The organism is Pantoea sp. BJ2, from assembly GCF_040255075.1.
In the GTDB taxonomy this organism is placed as follows: Bacteria; Pseudomonadota; Gammaproteobacteria; order Enterobacterales; family Enterobacteriaceae; genus Pantoea; species Pantoea leporis.
On sequence record NZ_CP158293.1, the window covers coordinates 61,807 to 81,203 of the forward strand.

Here is a 19,397-nt window from a genome sequence, read left to right on the forward strand (position 1 = left end):
TAAACATTTCCCGCAACCCTCCGATAACTCCCTTACAAACCATACAAAAATAATTAACGCAGGAGCAGGGAAGATGGGGCTGGTATCCCGATTACGTAACGTGCGCATCTCGCGTAAGCTGTCGGCAGGATTCGGCATCGTGCTGTTGTTAGTGGCGCTGGCAACCGGATTAAGCGTGCAGCGCTTTAACGCCATTCATGACATCTATCAGAAAACCAACCTGATTTATGACATCAACATTGAAGTGTTCCAGGCCAAAATTAACCGCCTCAAATATCTGTATGGCGATGACAAATCCGGCCAGGTAATGGCAAATTACGTCACGCATGCGCAGCAACTCACCAGCGATGCGAAGCAACTTTCATGGTCGGAAGGTGCCAGAGCGCGGGTGGATGAACTGGGAACGCACCTCGCCAGTTTCCAGAACAGCATTGGCGCGATGACGCAAGCCACGCAGCAACTGAATAGCCTGCGCTCGCAACTTGATGTTTTAAGCCAGCAAGACATGACTACGCGCTACACCCAACTGATTCGCACTCCTGTTACTAATCCTGAACTTACCAATCAAATTTACCAGCAGCTGTTCGCCATCAGCAATGTGCGCGAAGAAGCCTGGGCGCTGCGTTTTAACGTCAGCGATGCGCTGCGTAAAACGCTGGAGGATCATTTCCAGCAGGCGGATCAAGGCATGAAAGCGCTGCTGGCACAGTTGCCGCCGGAACAGCAGGGCGAATTCACCGCACTGTGGCAGGACACCGAGAAATTCAAAAGCCTGAGTCTGCAAGCGGCGGATGCCTATGTCCAGCTGCGTGCGGCGGAAGACACCGTCAAAGTGGCGGGCGACAAGAGCAGTGCAGCGATCAAACAGATCATTACCATCGTCAAAGCGCGTAACGATGAACTGGCCAACGGCTCAGCGGCGATTTCGCTGCTGATTGGTGGTCTGGCGATTTTGTTCGGCGTGCTGGTGGCGTGGTACATCATTCGTCAGATCACGCGTCCGGTATTCCATAACCTGGAACTGGCGGAGCGCATCGCCAATGGCGATCTCAGCTCGCAGTTTGCCACCGATCGGCATGATGAACTCGGCAAGCTGACTTCGGCGATGGGACGCATGAACGAACGGCTGCGCAGCATGATCGGTGATGTGCTGAGCAGCGTTAGCAGTGTATCGCAGGCGGCCAGCGCCATTAATCAAGGCAACCTCGATTTGTCTTCACGCACCGAACAACAAGCGGCGGCGGTGGTGGAGACCGCTGCCAGCATGGAGCAACTCACCGCCACGGTGAAAAACAACGCCGCCAATGCGCGACAGGCGAGTCAGATTGCGGCGGAAGCCTCGTACAACGCCAATAAAGGCGGCATCGCGGTGCGTGATGTGGTGAACACCATGGGCGAAATCTCTGACAGCTCGAAGAAGATTGCCGATATCACCGCCGTGATTAACAGCATCGCGTTCCAGACCAACATCCTCGCGTTGAACGCGGCGGTAGAAGCCGCGCGTGCCGGCGAGCAGGGACGCGGTTTTGCCGTGGTCGCCAGCGAAGTGCGCAATCTGGCACAACGCAGCGCCGGGGCGGCGAAAGACATCGAACAGTTGATCAATGAATCGGTCGGACGCATCAGCAATGGCCATCAGCAGGTGGCGCGCGCCGGTGAAACCATGGATCAGATTCTCGGCAGCATTGCGCGTGTGAATCAAATTATGGAAGAGATTTCCGCGGCGTCGGATGAACAGAGCCGCGGAATCGAGCAAATTGCCCGTGCGGTGGGTGAGCTGGATACCACCACGCAGCAGAACGCCACGCTGGTGAGCGCCTCTTCGCACTCGGCGAACTCCCTGGAAGAGCAGGCGCTGATGCTGGAGCGATTGGTGTCGCAGTTCCGCCTGCAAGGTGCTGCACGTTAGCAAAACAGCGTGGAAGTAGCTCCAGATTTACTTCCACGGTCTTTCTTTGGGTCAGCTTGCAATGCTTTTTTGCGGCCGCAGAAATGCAAGGTAAATATTCTTAAAATAAAGCGATCTGCCGCCGATATTTCCCGTTAAACTGCAATTCTTGTCGTCCTGATACTTTCTCTGCATGAACTACTACTCACCTGACGATAGCCATTTGAAGCGGCGCTCCCAACGCTTCGTCCGCCGCATGTTTATCATGCGTCAACTCGGCACGATGTTATGTTTTTTCCCGATTCTCTCGGTACTGATGGAGCGGGATCGTGGCCTGGCGTTTAGCGCCCTGTTATTTGTGAATGCGTTTCTCTGGCCGTGGCTGGCTTATCAGCGCGCGCTGCGGGCCGAAGATTCCACCGCTACCGAGCGGCACAACTTAACCCTTGATGCCGCCTTTGGTGGCATTTGGGTAGCGCTGATGGCGCTGAGTCCGCTGCCTTCCTTTGTCATCATGGCGGTGCTAGCCTCGGACCGCTATGCAGCGGGCGGTGCTGCCCAGTTGATTGCAGCGATGCAGGCATTTCTCTGCGCCTTTGTGCTGGTATGGCTGGTAGATGGCGCAGGCGTTGATTTGGCGTTCAGCACGCGAACTGTCTGGCTGAGCCTGCCGCTGGCAACCTGCTACATGCTGGTACTCAGCGTCACCTCGTACAATCTCACCTGGCAGCTGCGTAAACGTAACCGCGAGCTGGAGCGCATTGCGCTGATGGATCCCGGTCTGGGGATTCCCAATCGTCGCTTGTTTGAACGTCGGCTGGAGAGCGAATTTCTCAGCACGCGTTGTGGCGACAGCGCTGGCTATTTACTGCTTATAGACCTCGATTATTTCAAATCGGTAAACGATACCTGGGGCCACGAAGCGGGGGATTTCCTGCTGGCGGAAATTTCATCGCTGCTGCGAAATCATGTGGGATTGCAGGATATTCCAGCGCGTTTTGGCGGCGATGAGCTAGGCGTGATTGTGCATCATGCCAGCGACGAATCGGTGGTGGCGCTGGCCCAACGTTTGCAGGAAAAGATTGCGCAGGTGCGTTTACCGGTATCGGCGGAGTTTCGTTGTTCGGTAAGTATAGGTATTGCATCGGCAGCGCATGCAGAATCCATACGTCACTGGTTGCGGCATGCCGATGAAGCGCTGTATGAGGTGAAACGCGCCGGACGCAACGGCGTACGCTTGTGGCAACCGTCGCTGGCCGGCGCGGCCTGAATTACACGAACTCGGGTTCGCAGTTCACTGGGAAGTTAAGCGAGTTAGCAATAAAGCAGGCTTCGTGGGCCTGATGATGCAGTTCACGCGCGCGGTCCGCATCCGCCGGATCGCGCAGCGCAATGCGCGGTTTCAACGTTATGTTGGTAAACCGACCGCGCGTGCCCTCAATCATTGTCCCTTCCGCTGCATCTTCATAAGCTTCCACCACAATTCCGGCGTCAGAACATAAATGCAGATACCACAATTTGTGGCATGCCGAGGCCGAAGCCAGCAATAACTCTTCCGGATTCCAGCGCGTCGCATCCCCGCGAAACGCTGGATCGGCGCTCAGCGCTATCGTCTCTTTGCCAGCGGCAATCAGCTCCGCGTTACGACCGTAAGCGGTATAAGATGCGGTGCCGTTGCCGCGGTTGCCGGTCCAGCGCACCGTGACCTGATAATGGTGTTCTTTTGCTGCCATTACTGATGCTCCTTTTAAAATGAACATGACATCAGCAGACTATCAGGAATTGCTGCTACAACGCCTGCGATCGGTGATATCGATTTTCATGAAAGGAAAGGGGCCGTGTAATTTGTTTATAGCGAAAGCTGTTAGGTAAACTTAAGGAATCGGATAACGTTTAAGGGAAAATTTACCATGTTAGAGACAAACCGCCTGATCCTCCGACAATGGCAGCAAACAGACTTACAACCCTTTGCCGAACTCAATGCCGATCCCGAAGTGATGAAGTATTTCCCGAAAACGCTGAGTCGTCAGGAAAGCGACAACGTCGTTGCAAGATTTAAGGCGATGATTGTTGCAAACCAGGGTTGGGGTTTTTGGGCCGTTGAGATGAAAGCCACCGGCGAATTTGTCGGCAGCGTGGGTTTAGCACAGCAGCCAGATCGCTTCGATTTTTCTCCCTGCACGGAAATTGGCTGGCGTATTAATAAAAAGTTCTGGGGGCAGGGAATCGCGAAAGAAGCCGCCCAGGCATCGTTGGCTTACGCGTTTAATGTTTTGCATCTTCCCAAGGTCGTTTCGTTCACCAGTACTCATAACACGCCATCTGAGAAGCTGATGCAGCGATTGGGGATGCAGAAACACACTATCTTTCTCCATCCCGCGTTACCTGGCGATCACGCGCTAGCTGAGCATGTGCTTTATAAGATTTTCCACAACAACTTCATTGACTCGCCTCTCTAAACCCGGCATCAGTCAATGTCGCCCGCACATGAGGAAGACTCTGCGGATAATTTTGCTGAATAAACTCAATCATCTTTTCCCGCACGTAACAGCGTAAATCAAAGGCGGTGGGGGAATTCTGCGCCGTCATCAATAATCTGATGGTCATGGTTTTGTCAGTGGTATCCGTAACCTGAAGCACCTGAGTTTGTTGATCCCAGAGTTTAGTTTCACTGAGGACTTTTTCAAAATGCTTACGCAGAGGATCTAATGGCATCGAATAATCGAGGTAAAGAAAAACAGAGCCTAATATTTGGGCGTTATTGCGCGTCCAGTTCTGGAAGGCATTTTCGGTAAAGTAGGTGATGGGCAAAACTAAACGACGCAGATCCCAAATACGCACCACAACATAAGTCAGGTTGATCTCTTCAATCCAGCCCCATTCATTTTCCACCACTACAGCATCATCAATTTTTATCGGTTGGGTAAAGGCGATCTGAATCCCGGCGAACAGGTTAACCAGCGATTTCTGCAGGGCAAAGCCAATGATTATACCGGCAACGCCGGCACCGGCGAGAATGGTGGTGCCGAATTTCCGCACGCCAGGGAAACTGAGCAAAATTAGCGAAAGACACAGTGTCACCAGTACGACAATCGCGACTTTTTTCACATACATTATCTGCGTGCGAATTTTTCGCGCACGAAGGTTATTCGAAAGATTGATATCATAGCGAATAAATAGCATATCCTGCGCCACATTAATCAATCGAATAAGTACCGAACAAAAGGATAAAATAATGAATATGTTAACGGTGGTGGTAATAAAGCTCAGAGATCCTGGCTGGATATTAACATAATTAAGTCCAGCACTAATTAACAGTAAAGGGATAAACAGAAACAGCGACCCGCGCAGATGCTTTTCCAGTGACTTGAACAGTTTTCTGTCACGTTTTTGCCAGTAGCGAATAAATCTAAGGAGAATAAATCGCGCCAGAAATCCTATTGCGAGTGAGAGAGTGACAAGCATAACAGCAGGCACCCATGTTGGAGCACCAGATAACTCATCAAATAATAATGGCATTACTTTCCCTTTTATTAAGCCAACAACCGTGGTTTTCAGATAAGTCAAAAAATTCAGTAACCATTCTGATATCGGTTATCTGCAGATTATTTATTCATACTTATCAGTATAGACGCTGTAGCAGGCAGGGGATGGGTGGCGTATGCATCGGTCGCCACAAATGGCGACCCTTAGGCAGTTTGGCGAGGTTTTTGTAGGGTGCGCATTGATGCGCACCTGTCACGAAAGGAGGTAAATCAATCACTTTGAAACTACAACTTTAGCTGGCTGCCTAAAATAGCATCGGCTTCCTGCAGCGTCACATCGAGTCCCGCAGAGGGCGTAAATGTCAATTCGCCAAAAATAACCTTACCGTTGAGAAGGTAGAAGTCAGCACGAACAAATTTAAAATCAGCGGCCAGTTTAACCGCATACTCTTTCATGTTATTGAAACCTTCCGGCATCTTTGGATAGCTGTTGGTATTGATTAATTCAACAGTATCTTCAAAGGGAAGCGGATGCCAGTTCATATCAAAATAATAGAATTTAGGTGTGCCTTTCTCTCGCTCCATGCACACCATTACCGCATAAGGTTTTCCATTGAAACAGTAGAATTTATAATCCTCTGGGAATCCACCACGTTTATTCTCAATGTATTTTTCGCATAAGATTTTGCGGTCAATTTTCTTATACTGCGGCTCAATGAAATGGGAGGAGAAATCCTGCTTCAACCATTTACTGAGTTGCCTGTTGGTTTTTTCAATGTCCAGTGATGCTTTGCTATCACAGATTATGTTGTAACCTGCGCCATGGTTACACTTAAGTGCGAATTTATTGGGTAATGCGCGGTAGTCAATATCCATTGGGTCATCATACACGCCGTAGAGTTCATTCAGGATTTCACCACATCCTTTCGCTATCACATACTCCCGAACCTTATACTTGTCCGCGCACAAGGTATAAATATCGCCATTTAACTCATTGAATTTGAGCCACTGAATTTTTTCATTGAAATTGACTGGATTGGTTAAGTTCAGCTTTTTCTTGAACTTAATATAGTAATGTGTTTTAGCGCAAAATTCTGGGTACATATATGCGCTGATTTTTAACGCTGATTTGACTGTGTGTTTTATCATTTTCATTAAAATTATCTCAGTTTGAAAATGTTAAGATGCATTTTGATGATTGTTTTATTTCTGAAGAAGTAATTGAGTAAAGTGCAAGACATAATCTCAACGATCAAAAAACAGTATGCGGCCCCATTAATGCCGAAGGAATTAATCATTAGCCATGAAAGCGGTATGGTTAAGACACAACATAAAAACATCTTTTTAGCCAGGTAACTGTATCCGGACTCTTTGATCATATAGCGATAACAAATTGTACCTAATGCAGAGAACATAGTGCCGATGATAATGATGGGAATGATACTCACGGAATCCATATACTTATCGCCATACAATAAATGGATGAAGTATTCACCAAAAAAGTAGAATCCAGCTAACGCTATAAGCGAACACAAGATGACAATTCGGTTGATTTTAATGAGTAGCATTTCAACGGTGATTTGATCTTTTTCACTGTATATCTTTGAGAAGAAGCTTGTTATTAATGCCAATACGATAAATGACCAGGCACCTCCTATGGTTAACGCGACGCTATACACGCCCAGATTTGAGTAAGAAAGGATTTTTGCCAAAAAAATGCTCGATATCTGCGTATAGATGTCAGCCGATAGACTTGATAAAATCAGCGCACCGCCGGTGAATAACATATGACGGTTATACATTCCGGCGCCTTTACGATTCTCATTTATTTTTGTGGTGTAGTTAAAATAGATAAGACGCAGGAAATAAGGTATGAGCGGGATGATAACAATAGGAATGGTGAAGTAGTACACGGGCATTTTGAAGTATGAAATCGAGAATCGAATCAACAAGGCAACAGATAAGCCGATCACATTGGTGATAGTGTTTATTTTTGATTTTAATTGCGTGTTGTTGTAGATGGAAAAGAAGTCCATCACAATGTAGTAAGTGGCAATACAGTTTGCCACACCAAATAGAAACACAATGATGTCAGTGAAGAAGTAGAGGTAGATCAACACCGCGCTTGATGACAGGAGAAAGAAAAATCGCCGTTGATTTTGTGTGTGTATCGCTAATGCGATCCCAGACTTACTCTTTTCACTCATGCGTTTAAAGATGATGTTCTGACCGCCGAACCACGATAGCGTTTGCACAAATATAAACAGAGAAGTTGAAATGTTTATTTTGCCATAGTCTTCAGGGCCAACGTATTTTGCCATCAGCGCATTAATATATAGTAGCCCGATGATATTGACTGACTTTTCTAACATGATCCATATTGAGTTAGAGTACATTGCATGTCTCTCATCTACATAGCTGTGTTGATAGCGTTAAGGACTGTTTACAAGCCATCCGCAAAAATTGAAGCTTTCTTCTATATGCATTTATGTTGTGTTTTATTGCGAAATATTCATATAAAAAACACCCAATATTACTGTTTATTCTGCAGGCTAAATTAATTTGGTTGACAGTGTGGCTGCTGATATCCAATTAGTGAAGGGTTTTTTTATTAATCAGATTAATGACGCATTTTTTCAAATATTGAGTCCATTATTTAATCGTGTTCGACTCTATATATTGTGATGATGATCATGATTTTATTTAACGGGGCTAATTACCGAGAGCACACAGTGTAGCGGCGCAATTCATTGCGCGATTATGCCCTATTTCATGGGGCTGATTTCTGACCACGTCAGTACCGCTGTGGCTTACAGCCTGCTGCAGCTGAGCTTTGTTGTGGTGCTGGCCTCGCAGACATTCATAATGCGGTGAGTGGCTTGAGGGGCGATTCTGCGGAATCGCCTTATGAATGAACGTTAAAGTAATGCGTGCAAATGCCGATAAGCCTTTCAGGCTTTTAAAAACTGTTTTTGTACTCAATATTCGTATTAATCAGGAGAGCAAGATGGATGTATCACAAATTACATCACTGGCTACCGGCCTTGATAACATGGAACTGGCTAATAAAATAAGCACGTTAGTACTGAAGAAGACGTTAGATAATCAGCAATCGATGGCGAGCGGCATTCTGGATTCGATTCCTCAGTTGCCTGCAAACCCTGCAATTGGGCGCAACATTAATACCACTGCCTGAAGTCAGCATTAACGGTTTTATGGAGTGATGTCGATCTGGTATCACTCCCCAAATGATTAAATAGTGTTGGCATGTTATTAGCGGAAGAAATTACAGGGTGAAGGTGTCGATCACATATCCTGTTCGCGCAGTATTTTGCCGACATTTCCGCCCGGATGGACGTTGAGCAGCCGCTGCTGATCGAAGCCGTTACGCAGCATGATGTTACAGCACAGCGCATCGAACACCGCCAGCACCAGCATGATAGAAGTGGTAGCCAGCATATTGAGCGGGTCGATCTCCCTCTGGATATGCGTTTTCACCACCAGCGTAGCGGCGTCGGCAATCGCTGAGTCCAGGTTTTCCGTCACGCTGATGATAGCAACGCCTTTGGTTTTAAGCGTCGGCAGCAGGCGCGTCAGTTCTTCAGAATTACCGCCACGTGAAATCAGGATCATCAGGTCGTTGTTGCGCATAAATCCCAGGTCACCGTGGGCTGCATCGGTAGCGTTGAGGTACACTGCCGGCTGCTCGACGCACGCCAGCATATGGGCGATTTTCCGCGCGGCAATGCCCGAGGTGCCAACACCGGTCACAACAATTTTACCGTGGCATCCGGTAACCAGCATCAGGAGCTGATGCCAGGTTTCGGCATCAAGATTACGTTGTAACGCCAGTAATTCCTCGCTATAGGTCTGCCAGGCCTGACATGCCTGAGTAAATTCTTCTTCCGCATTCATTCGGTTTTCCCCTGCATCAGGTCACGATATTTCATGCTGTCGTGATACATCTCGTGGAATACGCGGTATTTACGATCGTAATACTCTTTGATTTTGTTGGTCTGTGGTGTGATGGTTTTACCAATGCGGCTCATTGCAGCCATGGCTTCCGGCAGCGAATCATAGACACCCGCTGCAACGGTGCCCATCATGGCGCTGCCAAGCAACATCGCTTCACTCTCTTCCGGCAACAGCATTGCGCAGCCTGTCGCGTTGGAATGCTCCTGCACAAAAATCGGGTTTTTAGTGCCACCACCACTCGCCATCATGGTATCAATGCAATAACCACTCTGGTTCATGGTTTCAATAATATGACGAGTGCCAAGCGCCAGCGCCTGAATGGTGGCGAGATAATGCAGCGCCATGTCTTCCGGCGTGCGAGACAATTTCAGGCCAGCCAACGTGCCCGTCAGTGTTGGATTGGCACGCGGTGAGCGGTTGCCGTGGAAATAGGGCAACATATGAATGTCTTTGGTCAGGAACGCGATATTTTCTGGCTCACCCGCCATTTTGCGCAAAATACCATTCAGAATTTCATAAATCGTTTTGCCGCTGTCTTTGCCCTGTTTGAGCAAATCCTGATAACACGGGTGTGACTGAATGACATGATCAATTAACGCGCCGGTAGTCGATTGTCCGCCTTCATTCAGCCAGTAATCCGGCAGAATCGCCGAATAATATGGCCCCCAGATCCCACCGATATAGCGCGCGCTACGCGACATCGCCATATGAGCGGTGGACGTCCCGCCAATCAGCGCGATGCGATTATCGAAATCCGCTGATTCGCCGGATACGCCGCTGGCACCCAGAATGCCGAGGCTACCCGCGTGGGCATCAATAATGGAGACGCTAACCGCCGTACCGGCAATCAACCCCATTTCTGCAGCGGCGCGCTGAGTTAATCCATGCCCCAGCGGCTCACCCATGGTTTTTACTTCACTACCGATTTTCGACGCGTTGTTTTCCAGCAAATCTTCCAGACCGATCTGGCGGAAATAGCTCGAGTCCCAGCGGTCTTCGTGACCGATATACGTCCATTTGCAGACGGTGGAGCACAACGAACGCGTGGTGTCCTGCGTGGCGCGCCAGGTAAGAAAATCAGGCAGGTCGAACAGATGCCCGACGTTGCTCCAGGTCGTCGGCATGTGTTGCTTCAGCCACAGCAGTTTTGGCGTCTGCATTTCTGGTGAGATGATTCCGCCGACAAATTCCAGCACGCGGTGGCCGGTGGCATTGATGCGTTCTGCCTGCGTGATAGCACGGTGATCCATCCATACAATAATGTTCTGCTCGCTTCGCCCGGAAGGGCTGACGGTCAGCGGTTTACCTTCTTTATCCAGCACCACCAGCGAACAAGTGGCGTCAAAACCGATGCCTTTCACCTGAATAGGATTGATATCTGCCTGATTAACCGCGTCTTTTACGGCGTTACAGACAGACTGCCAAATCTCATCGGAAGACTGTTCGACGAAATCGGCTTTCGGGCGGTACAGCGTGATCTCACGGCTGGCCTGGCCGACCATGCGGCCGGTCATATCGAAGACGCCTGCGCGGGCGCTGCCGGTTCCTACGTCTATTCCAATAAAATATGTCGCCATGTTTTTTCCCTTCGTAAAAATCTTTCGCTTATGATTTTCTGTTTTGCAGAGCGATAAACAGGATCAGAACGCAACCCCACAGCGCCATGGTCAGATAACTGCTAACGCCCATCAGGTTAAGGCCGCTCTCGAGCATTTGCAGGACGATCAACGCCAGCACCAGTCCGATGACCCGGCCAAACCCGCCGTCGGGATTAATTCCGCCGAGTACAGAAGCCAGAATGGTCACCAGCAAATAGGAGTCGCCGTAGCCTGCTTTGGCCGAGTTGAATTTGGACATCATCAGCAGTGCCGCGCCCCATCCGAGCAGCGCGGAAAGCACATACACCGCGAGGGTAACTTTGTGGGTATTGACACCACTGAACCGCGTAGCCTGTTCGTTGGAACCCATCAGATAGAGGCTGCGTCCCAGCGTGGTATGTTCCAGTAACACCCACAACAGCAGCGCCACCAGCAGGAATAACAGCAGCGCCACCGGAATGCCAAGCAGGCTGCCGTTGCTGAGATACTGAATGGCTGCCGGGAAGCCGGAAATCACAGCACCATTGGTTAGCAGAATATTCAGCCCGCCAATCAGCGTCATGGTTCCGAGGGTCGCCAGAATCGGCGAAACACCGATATAGGCGATCAGTGCGCCATTGAGCGCGCCAATGAGCACAGCGATGACCAGACCCGCGAGCATCGCCAGCGCGAAATATTCTGGCTGGTTCGGGTGCGCCACCAGAATGGCCGCCATCGCCAGCGAACAGGCATTGGCTCCGGCAATGACCGAAAGATTGATACCGCCGGTGAGCATGGTGATACCCATCCCCAGCGCCAGCATGCCCAGAATCGGTAATTGAGAGGAGATCGACTGGAAATTGCCGACGCTGTAAAAACTGCCGCCCAGCGTGAACGAGAACAGCACGGCAACGGCGACGATGATCAATAACTGCAAGCGGATGATGCGATCGCCAGGAAAGAAGCGGTTTAAGGTTGTCATGTCACATTCCCTTTGCCAGTTTGCGTTTTTCATTCCATGCGGTGCTGCTGATGCTGACCAGAATGATCACGCCGCTGAAAACCTGATGCCAGTAAGATGAAATGCTCAGCAAGGTCATACCATTTTGCAGGAAGGCCAGCAGCATTACCCCCAGAATGGTGCCGGTCAGCGAGCCACGGCCACCGGTCATGCTGGTGCCGCCTAATACCACCGCCGCCAGCACCGTCAGCTCATAACCCAGCAGGGAATTAGGCGCGACAGACTGGGTGATTTGCGCCTGAACCACGGCCGCTATACCCGCCAGCAATCCCATAAATCCGTATACATAAAAATGCAGTCGCAGGATGTTCAGGCCGAGACGCGACGCAGCGTCACGGTTGCTGCCCATGGCATAAATCTGGCGCCCCACGCGTGTGCGGTTCATCAACACGCCGGTGGCGATGATCACGCCCAGCAAGCTAAGCAGCGGCAGAGTCAGGCCATAGTCGTAGCCGTCGGCGGCGGTAAAGGAGAACCAATTAATACCGTTCATAAACCAGTCGGGAAATCCGTATAACCAGGTGCCATTGGTGACATACACCAGCAGACCGTAAAACAGGTTTAACGTGGCAATGGTGATAATGATGGCCGGAACGCGTAGCCAGTACACCAGAAAACCGTTGACCAGCCCGAGCAGCAACCCGCTGCCCATCGACAGGGCAAATGCCAGTGGAAAGCTACCGCCGTGATGGATGATGTAACTGGCCATCACGTACTGACCGATTGAGGTGATGGCCGGGAAGGAGATGTCGATGCCCCCGGCAATTAACACCACAAACAGTCCACAGGCCAGAATGGCAAGAATGGCGTAGCTGGTGGCGACGTCAGTCAGGTTACCCAGGGTCATAAATTCACTGGTGCCGACGCTTAAGCCAATCACCAGCAGCAGAATCAGTAATCCCAGCCAGAATTCGTGCTGGGAAAACAGTTTCGACAGAGATTTATTATCCATTAATCACCTCCGCAATCTGCGCTTCGCTGCTTTGGTGCGGCGCGAATTCCGCTACCAGTTCGCCTTTACGCATCACCAGCACGCGATGACTGTTGTAATAGGCTTCCGGAATTTCATCGCAAATCATCAGCACCGCCATGCCAGATTCCGCCAAATCGCGTGCGATGCGATAAATTCCCTCTTTGTTGGCAATATCTACGCCGACGGTCGGCGAATCGAGGATCAGAATATGGGGTCGCGTTGCTACCCATTTGGCGATGGCGATACGCTGCGCGTTACCGCCGGAAAGGGTTTTAACGGGTAACTGGCTATCCGAGACTTTGATGTTCAAATCGCGGATCAGGTCTCTCACCACCGCTGCGGCTTTCTGATGGTCCATTAATCCTGCGCTGGTGTGCAGCTTGTCGAAAATGGACACCAGCGTGTTGTCATAAATGGATTGTTCCATGATCAGACCCTGCGTCAGACGGTCTTCTGACACATAAGCAATGCCGTGACGGATGGCGTCGCGGTTACTGTGGAATTGCACCACATTGCCGTTAACGCGGATTTCTCCGCTATCTGGTTGGCTCATGCCGAACAGGCTCAGACAGAGTTCCGTCCGGCCCGAACCGAGCAGGCCAATAATCGAGGTGATTTCACCCTGGCGCAGCGCCAGTGAAATATTCTGATACTGACCTTTGCGGCTTAGTTGGCTGACTTCAAGGAGTGGCGTTACGTTAGCTGGCGCACGATGCGGCAGATGACTGTAGGTAAAACGTTGTCCGGTCATCAGGAATGCCAGTTCATTACTGTCGAGTTCGCTGGCCGGATAGGTGCCAACCAGTTTGCCGTCGCGCATCACGCTGATGCGATCGGCCACTTCCATCACCTCATCAAGACGGTGGCTGACAAACACCACGCAGATACCGGCGGATTTGAGCTCATTCACCACGCGCAATAGACCATTCACTTCAGTACGAGTCAGCGATGCGGTCGGTTCATCCATAATCACTAAACTGGCGTCAGCGGCGATAGCGCGGCATATGGCGACTAATTGGCGATCGGCGATCGACAGCTTTTCGACTTTACGATCCGGATCCAGAGAGACTCCGACCCGTTGCATCGCTGCCACCGCTTTTTTGCGCATTGCCTCGCGATGTACCCAAAAATCTCCGCCGGGTAAATAACGGTGAATGGCAATGTTTTCGGCTACCGACAGGTTGGGAAATAAAGACAAATCCTGATAAATAACCTGAATGCCGTAATACGAAGAGAGCTGGGGCGTAAGAGTATGAAATAGTTTTCCGTCCAGCGTAATGGCCGCGCCTTTTTCCGGCTGATAAACACCAGAAATGACTTTAATGATGGTACTTTTGCCACAGCCATTTTGACCAGCAAGGCAATGCACTTCGCCTTTATTTAACGTCAGGCTGACATTGTCTAATGCTAGTACGCCGGGAAATTTTTTGCTGATTCTTTCAAGGCTGATAAAGGCCTCATAAGGGGCAGGGGACGTATTAAGCGTATTCATCACCGATCCTTAAGCATATCCTTTGTAATTCCAGTGGGCGTTGGCTGCACAGTTTTAATTGAATCAATGAGTTACATTTTCTCATTGGCAACTTTGCCTTGGCTGGAATTATTTTGGGTATAAATTTTCATGTCTGAGTCGAGATCTAAATACGGCACAACATACAACGCCGTATTTATTTCTCTTAGCCTGGTGTGGCGCTGGAGATAATCTGTCTCCGGAAAATACCTGAATTAAAAAGCCTGATCAGAATCCAAGTGATTTCGCATTCTCTGGTGTCACTTCCAGAATTTTATTAAAGCGAATGACTTTTTTATCCATATCTACGTCGGCTTTCCCCAGCCCTTCAATAGTCAGATCTTTGGTGACTTCTTTACCCTGCAATAGCTGATCAGCGACCGTTACTAAGGCATAGCCGGCATCTTTTGGATCCCACAGCAGCGCTTTCTTAATATCACCGCGCATTAAATACGGAGCAGCTTGAGCGGGCATAGCGATACCAACAACGGCGATTTTATTTTTAGCGCGTTTCTGTTGAACCGCCTGACCCGCACCAATCGGGCCGAGCGAACCGAAACCGATAATCCCTTTCAGGTCGGGATAGGTCTTCATTAAATCCAACGTGGTGGAGTATGACTTATCAATATTTTCCGCCACCGGCAGGCGAGACGTTACTTCATGCATATCCGGGTACTTTTCTTTCTGATATTTGATCGCAGCATCCGCCCACGCGTTATGCAGCGGCACAGTCAGGGATCCAACATAAATGGCGTACCCTCCTTTGCTACCCATATCTTTTGCCAGTTCGTCCATATTGGCTTCAGCATATTTCTGGCTGTCGATGGTTTCGATATCCCATTGACCAATTTGCTGGTCCGGCGATTCATGGGTTAATACCACGATGCCCTGGTCACGCGCTTTCTTTAATACCGGCTCCAATACTTTGGCATCGTTTGGCACCACGATGATGGCGTCGACTTTTTTAGCAATCAAATCTTCAATCACTTTGACTTGCTGGGCCGGGTCTGGAGTGGAGCCGCCGACTTGATAAGCGTTGACATCCAGTTTTTGCGCGGCCTCTTTCACGCCGACTTCCATGCGGGTAAACCATGGAATGCCGGTGACTTTGGCGACCACGGCAATATCGTAAGGCTTAGCGGCGAAAGAGGGTGTTGTGAATAACATGCATGCTGAAACCACACATGCACTGACTAATGCGAGGTTAAATTTCATTGCGATACCTTTCTTATGATGTTTTGCAGTAGGGAGCGGACGGTTGGTATTCAATTCACACTCAGAGATTAACTGAAGGAGACACCGGTTTTCGCATGATTGTGATCAAAATGTGAACAATGCCCAGTTTTGTTAAATTTAAAGGTTAATTGTGTTAATAAAAAGTAAATAAACACTCCTCCCTTTCCCGGCATCCCGAATTTCAGAGGTGATGGGGTGTTTCTATTAACAATTTATTTCCAATAAAGTAACAAAAGAGAAATATTTGACCGCGTCGTATCTTTCTTGCAGCGAAGAAGGCGGTGCCAAAAATTTTATTTGCACGGAATGTGAACAGCAGCGCATTCCTGGCGATTTTAAGATTCCGAAAACGACGTTTCCCGACCGCCGTCATTTTCATCCTCACCGGATATGAGCCTTGTCACAAAATACGTATGACGTTTTTAGCCCTCAAAAAGTAACGCTAAGAAGTGAGGGGCTGTTAAAGGCCCGTTGCAGCTTGTTAATGAATTTGCTAACGCAGATTAATGCAGTAAACGCATCAACTCATGAGTTTATTGCGCTTATATAGTTTGTTTTGCTCATCCAGTCTGCAGAAGCAGGCGCTGTAAAAGCGCTAATGACAAACTGGAGATAAACATGCATTCCTCTAACCTACCCATGACGGCCCGAACCCGATGCAGTGCGATACTGCGGGTGACTTCTGGCAACTTTCTGGAACAATTCGATTTTTTCCTTTTCGGGTTTTATGCCACTTATATCGCCCATACTTTCTTTCCGGCCAGCAGTGAATTTGCTTCGCTGATGATGACCTTTGCGGTCTTTGGCGCAGGGTTTTTAATGCGTCCGGTCGGCGCGATTGTGCTGGGCGCGTATATTGATAAAGTCGGCAGACGTAAAGGGCTCATTGTTACCTTGTCGATCATGGCGGCGGGGACCTTCCTGATTGTTCTCATTCCGTCTTATCAAACGATTGGGCTCTGGGCACCCTTTTTAGTGCTGTGTGGTCGCTTATTGCAAGGCTTCTCAGCGGGCGCAGAGTTAGGCGGCGTATCCGTCTATCTGGCAGAAATTGCCACGCCCGGCCGTAAAGGTTTTTACACCAGCTGGCAATCTGGCAGCCAGCAAGTGGCCATTATGGTGGCAGCGGCCATGGGCTTCGCACTGAATGCGGCCATGGAAGAAAGCACCCTTCGCGAGTGGGGATGGCGTTTGCCTTTCCTGTTCGGCTGCCTGATTGTTCCGTTCATTTTTGTTCTGCGCCGTAAACTGGAGGAGACCGAAGCGTTCACTGCTCGCCGCAACCACCTGGCGATGCGTGACGTGTTTAAAACGCTGTTAGCAAACTGGCAGGTGGTTATCGCCGGAATGTTGATGGTCGCCATGACCACCACCGCGTTTTATCTGATCACCGTATATGCCCCTACCTTTGGTAAAAAAGTGCTGATGCTGAGCGCTTCTGACAGCCTGCTGGTGACTCTGCTGGTTGCGGTATCAAACTTCTTCTGGCTACCGGTTGGGGGAGCACTGTCAGACCGCTATGGCCGTAAGCCTGTATTGGTGACCATGGCGATGCTGGCGCTGATGACTGCTTATCCGGCACTTAACCTGCTTGCTGAAGCACCCAGCTTTTCCATGATGCTGTCAGTGTTGTTGTGGCTCTCCTTCCTTTACGGTCTGTATAACGGCGCCATGATCCCGGCATTAACAGAGATTATGCCGGTAGAAGTGCGAGTTGCAGGCTTCTCTCTGGCCTACAGTCTGGCTACGGCTATTTTCGGTGGATTTACGCCAGTCATTTCAACTGCACTGATTGAGTACACCGGCGATAAAGCTTCACCCGGCTACTGGATGAGCTTTGCTGCGATTTGTGCATTACTGGCCACCCTCTATTTATACCGTCGCAGCGCGTTATCACTTCAAACCGCTGGTTAGTTCAGGAATAACATCATGCAAAAAATACTTCGTTCACTTCTCATTACGCTGTTAGTGAGTTTCGTTAGTTTTTCAGCGGCGGCCAAAGATGTCACCGTTATGATTTCGGGCGGATTTAAAGCGGCGCTGGAAAAACTGGCCCCACAATTTGAAGCAAAAAGCGGCGACAAGATCATTTTGATCTCTGGTCCCTCGATGGGGAGAACGCCTCAGGCGATTCCTGCGCGTCTGGCGCGCGGGGAGAAGGCGGATGTGGTGATTATGGTCGGTGATGCGCTGAAAAACCTGGAGAAGGATAACTGGCTTCAGCCTGGTTCGCGCGTTGAGCTAGCCGACTCTTCAATTGGTATGGTCGTTAAAGAAGGTGAGCCTAAACTAAATATTAAAACGGATGCAGATCTGCGTAATGTCCTTTTGCAGGCCAAATCTATTGCTTATTCTGACAGTGCCAGCGGCCGCTACGTCAGCAGCCAACTGTTTAAAAAACTGGGTATAGAAGACCAGGTAAAAACAAAAGCGCATAGGGTAGAGCGCATTCCGGTGGCATCCGAAGTGGCTAAAGGCAATTATGCCGTCGGTTTCCAGCAAGTGAGTGAATTGCTACCTGTGCCGGGCGTCACCTTTGTGGGTGAACTGCCTGAAGATGTGCAATACGTTACCCGTTTTGCCGGTGCGGTGACCGCCAAAGCAACAAACGGGCAGGAGGGCAAAGCGTTACTCAACTTCCTCTCTTCGGCTGAGGCGCAAGATACTGTGCGCGCTACCGGATTGCGATCGGTGACGGCTGAACGGCCGGTTAAACAACACGATACTGTTCAGTGATCAACTTCTCTAACTCAGCTGCAATGTAGGATTGCATACGGCCACTGCGCCTGATCAGGCCAACCGTACGCTTTACCACCGGCTCAGTGAGTGAAAGGTGTGTGAGTACTGAATGCTCTGACATCGGCATCGACATAGCGGGTACGGCAGCCATGCCGATACCCGCTTCAACCATACCTAGCATGGTGGTCACATGACGGGTTTCGCAGATACTGGGGCGCTCAGGAACGATGTGATCCAGCATCTTATCAAGTAGATGGCGGTTACCGGAGGTCTTATCCAGCTCAATGTAATCCTGCTGATAAAACTCTCGCCAGGTCAGATTTTTTTTATTGGCTAATGGATGATCCCGCCTGCAGGCCGCCACGTAGACATCGCTCGTCAAGGGTATAAATTCGATAGTGGTTTGCAAATCTCTGGCGAAACAGATGCCGAAGTCTGCCTGACCACAGGCCACTGCTTCAATGACGTTTCCAGCGCTACTATCAATGATTTTCACACGCACCCGTGGATAGCGTGTCTGGAAACGGCGGATAACATCGGGCATAAAATAGTAGGCTGCCGAGGGCACAGTGGCAACGGTGACCAGCCCTACACGATCCTGACTCACCTTATTAATATCCGCTAATACCAGTTCAACATTCGCCAGCAGCTGATCTGAGCGTTCAGCAAAGGTCCGTCCATATAGTGTCAACGTGACACGCCGGGTCGTTCTGTCGAACAACTTGATCCCTAACGCGGATTCCAGCTTTTCAATCCTACGACTCAACGCTGACTGAGAAAGGCAGATGGACTCAGCGGCAAGCCGAAAATTACTGTATTCAACCAGCGCACGGAAGGCATAAAGATCGTTAAGGTCAAAGTTTACAGGCATAGCAGCAGACAGTCCTTTGGAGCCAGCGGGTGTTCAAAGGGGCAATGATAGCCACATTATTGATTACGGTAACCACGTCTTACCTACAAATGTTATTACTTTTCATATTGGCAAATAATTTT

At 49.7% G+C, this 19,397-nt stretch carries 17 protein-coding genes; 6 read left to right on the forward strand and 11 right to left on the reverse strand.

Translation table 11 applies throughout. From position 1 onward, the window contains the following. Positions 1–73 precede the first annotated feature (73 nt). Entirely contained in the window at positions 74–1,909 is a 1,836-nt protein-coding gene (locus tag AAF463_RS19925; protein WP_350262284.1) for a methyl-accepting chemotaxis protein, read from the forward strand. Between the two features lie 172 nt (positions 1,910–2,081). Then, positions 2,082–3,158: a diguanylate cyclase gene (locus tag AAF463_RS19930; RefSeq protein ID WP_350262285.1), complete on the forward strand. Its 1,077-nt coding sequence runs from the start codon at positions 2,082–2,084 to the stop codon at positions 3,156–3,158. Position 3,159: 1 nt separating this feature from the next. Here AAF463_RS19930 and AAF463_RS19935 read toward each other — a convergent pair whose 3' ends face one another. Further along, positions 3,160–3,621, reverse strand: coding sequence for an OsmC family protein (locus AAF463_RS19935; RefSeq protein WP_277975190.1), 462 nt, complete (start codon positions 3,619–3,621; stop codon positions 3,160–3,162). Between the two features lie 177 nt (positions 3,622–3,798). On the opposite strand from AAF463_RS19935, the gene AAF463_RS19940 reads away from it, so the two are divergent. Continuing rightward, the gene (locus tag AAF463_RS19940) at positions 3,799–4,347 is read left to right on the forward strand and encodes a GNAT family N-acetyltransferase (protein ID WP_350262286.1); all 549 of its coding nucleotides are present in this window, start codon (positions 3,799–3,801) and stop codon (positions 4,345–4,347) included. Here AAF463_RS19940 and AAF463_RS19945 read toward each other — a convergent pair. The 3 genes from AAF463_RS19945 to AAF463_RS19955 all read right to left on the reverse strand — a co-directional run bounded on the left by AAF463_RS19945 (position 4,328) and on the right by AAF463_RS19955 (position 7,769). Beyond that, on the reverse strand, positions 4,328–5,407 hold the full coding sequence (locus tag AAF463_RS19945) for a mechanosensitive ion channel domain-containing protein (protein WP_110867095.1): 1,080 nt from the start codon (positions 5,405–5,407) through the stop codon (positions 4,328–4,330). The two genes, AAF463_RS19940 and AAF463_RS19945, sit on opposite strands and share 20 nt — an antisense overlap. 251 nt (positions 5,408–5,658) lie before the next feature. Then, positions 5,659–6,528 carry an ATP-grasp fold amidoligase family protein gene (locus AAF463_RS19950; RefSeq protein ID WP_350262287.1) on the reverse strand — a complete coding sequence of 290 codons (870 nt, stop codon included), beginning with the start codon at positions 6,526–6,528 and terminating at the stop codon, positions 5,659–5,661. Positions 6,529–6,533: 5 nt separating this feature from the next. Continuing rightward, complete coding sequence (locus tag AAF463_RS19955) at positions 6,534–7,769, reverse strand: oligosaccharide flippase family protein (protein ID WP_217547831.1); 1,236 nt, start codon at positions 7,767–7,769, stop codon at positions 6,534–6,536. A 611-nt stretch (positions 7,770–8,380) separates the two neighbouring features. On the opposite strand from AAF463_RS19955, the gene AAF463_RS19960 reads away from it, so the two are divergent. Further along, on the forward strand, positions 8,381–8,569 hold the full coding sequence (locus tag AAF463_RS19960; RefSeq protein WP_110867097.1) for a YjfB family protein: 189 nt from the start codon (positions 8,381–8,383) through the stop codon (positions 8,567–8,569). A gap of 110 nt (positions 8,570–8,679) precedes the next feature. Here AAF463_RS19960 and AAF463_RS19965 read toward each other — a convergent pair whose 3' ends face one another. The 6 genes from AAF463_RS19965 to AAF463_RS19990 form a co-directional block, all read right to left on the reverse strand. Next, positions 8,680–9,288, reverse strand: a complete 609-nt coding sequence (locus AAF463_RS19965; RefSeq protein ID WP_110867098.1) for an SIS domain-containing protein — start codon at positions 9,286–9,288, stop codon at positions 8,680–8,682. Beyond that, on the reverse strand, positions 9,285–10,925 hold the full coding sequence (locus tag AAF463_RS19970) for an FGGY-family carbohydrate kinase (RefSeq protein ID WP_350262288.1): 1,641 nt from the start codon (positions 10,923–10,925) through the stop codon (positions 9,285–9,287). Before AAF463_RS19970 ends, AAF463_RS19965 begins: the two co-directional genes overlap by 4 nt. Positions 10,926–10,953: 28 nt before the next feature. Further along, the gene (locus tag AAF463_RS19975; RefSeq protein WP_110867099.1) at positions 10,954–11,907 is read right to left on the reverse strand and encodes an ABC transporter permease; all 954 of its coding nucleotides are present in this window, start codon (positions 11,905–11,907) and stop codon (positions 10,954–10,956) included. A gap of 1 nt (position 11,908) precedes the next feature. Next, the gene (locus tag AAF463_RS19980) at positions 11,909–12,898 is read right to left on the reverse strand and encodes an ABC transporter permease (RefSeq protein WP_101761228.1); all 990 of its coding nucleotides are present in this window, start codon (positions 12,896–12,898) and stop codon (positions 11,909–11,911) included. Continuing rightward, complete coding sequence (locus AAF463_RS19985; RefSeq protein WP_110867100.1) at positions 12,891–14,411, reverse strand: sugar ABC transporter ATP-binding protein; 1,521 nt, start codon at positions 14,409–14,411, stop codon at positions 12,891–12,893. Before AAF463_RS19985 ends, AAF463_RS19980 begins: the two co-directional genes overlap by 8 nt. A 246-nt stretch (positions 14,412–14,657) precedes the next feature. Beyond that, positions 14,658–15,644, reverse strand: coding sequence for an autoinducer 2 ABC transporter substrate-binding protein (locus AAF463_RS19990; protein WP_192235288.1), 987 nt, complete (start codon positions 15,642–15,644; stop codon positions 14,658–14,660). Between the two features lie 660 nt (positions 15,645–16,304). Here AAF463_RS19990 and AAF463_RS19995 point away from each other — a divergent pair. After that, entirely contained in the window at positions 16,305–17,579 is a 1,275-nt protein-coding gene (locus AAF463_RS19995; protein WP_350262469.1) for an MFS transporter, read from the forward strand. Positions 17,580–17,594: 15 nt separating this feature from the next. Then, positions 17,595–18,401 (forward strand): substrate-binding domain-containing protein, encoded by an 807-nt coding sequence (locus AAF463_RS20000; protein ID WP_350262290.1) that lies wholly within the window; start codon positions 17,595–17,597, stop codon positions 18,399–18,401. On the opposite strand, the gene AAF463_RS20005 is transcribed toward AAF463_RS20000, so the two are convergent. Beyond that, positions 18,376–19,275, reverse strand: coding sequence for a LysR family transcriptional regulator (locus AAF463_RS20005; protein WP_350262291.1), 900 nt, complete (start codon positions 19,273–19,275; stop codon positions 18,376–18,378). The genes AAF463_RS20000 and AAF463_RS20005 overlap by 26 nt on opposite strands. Positions 19,276–19,397: the final 122 nt, after the last annotated feature.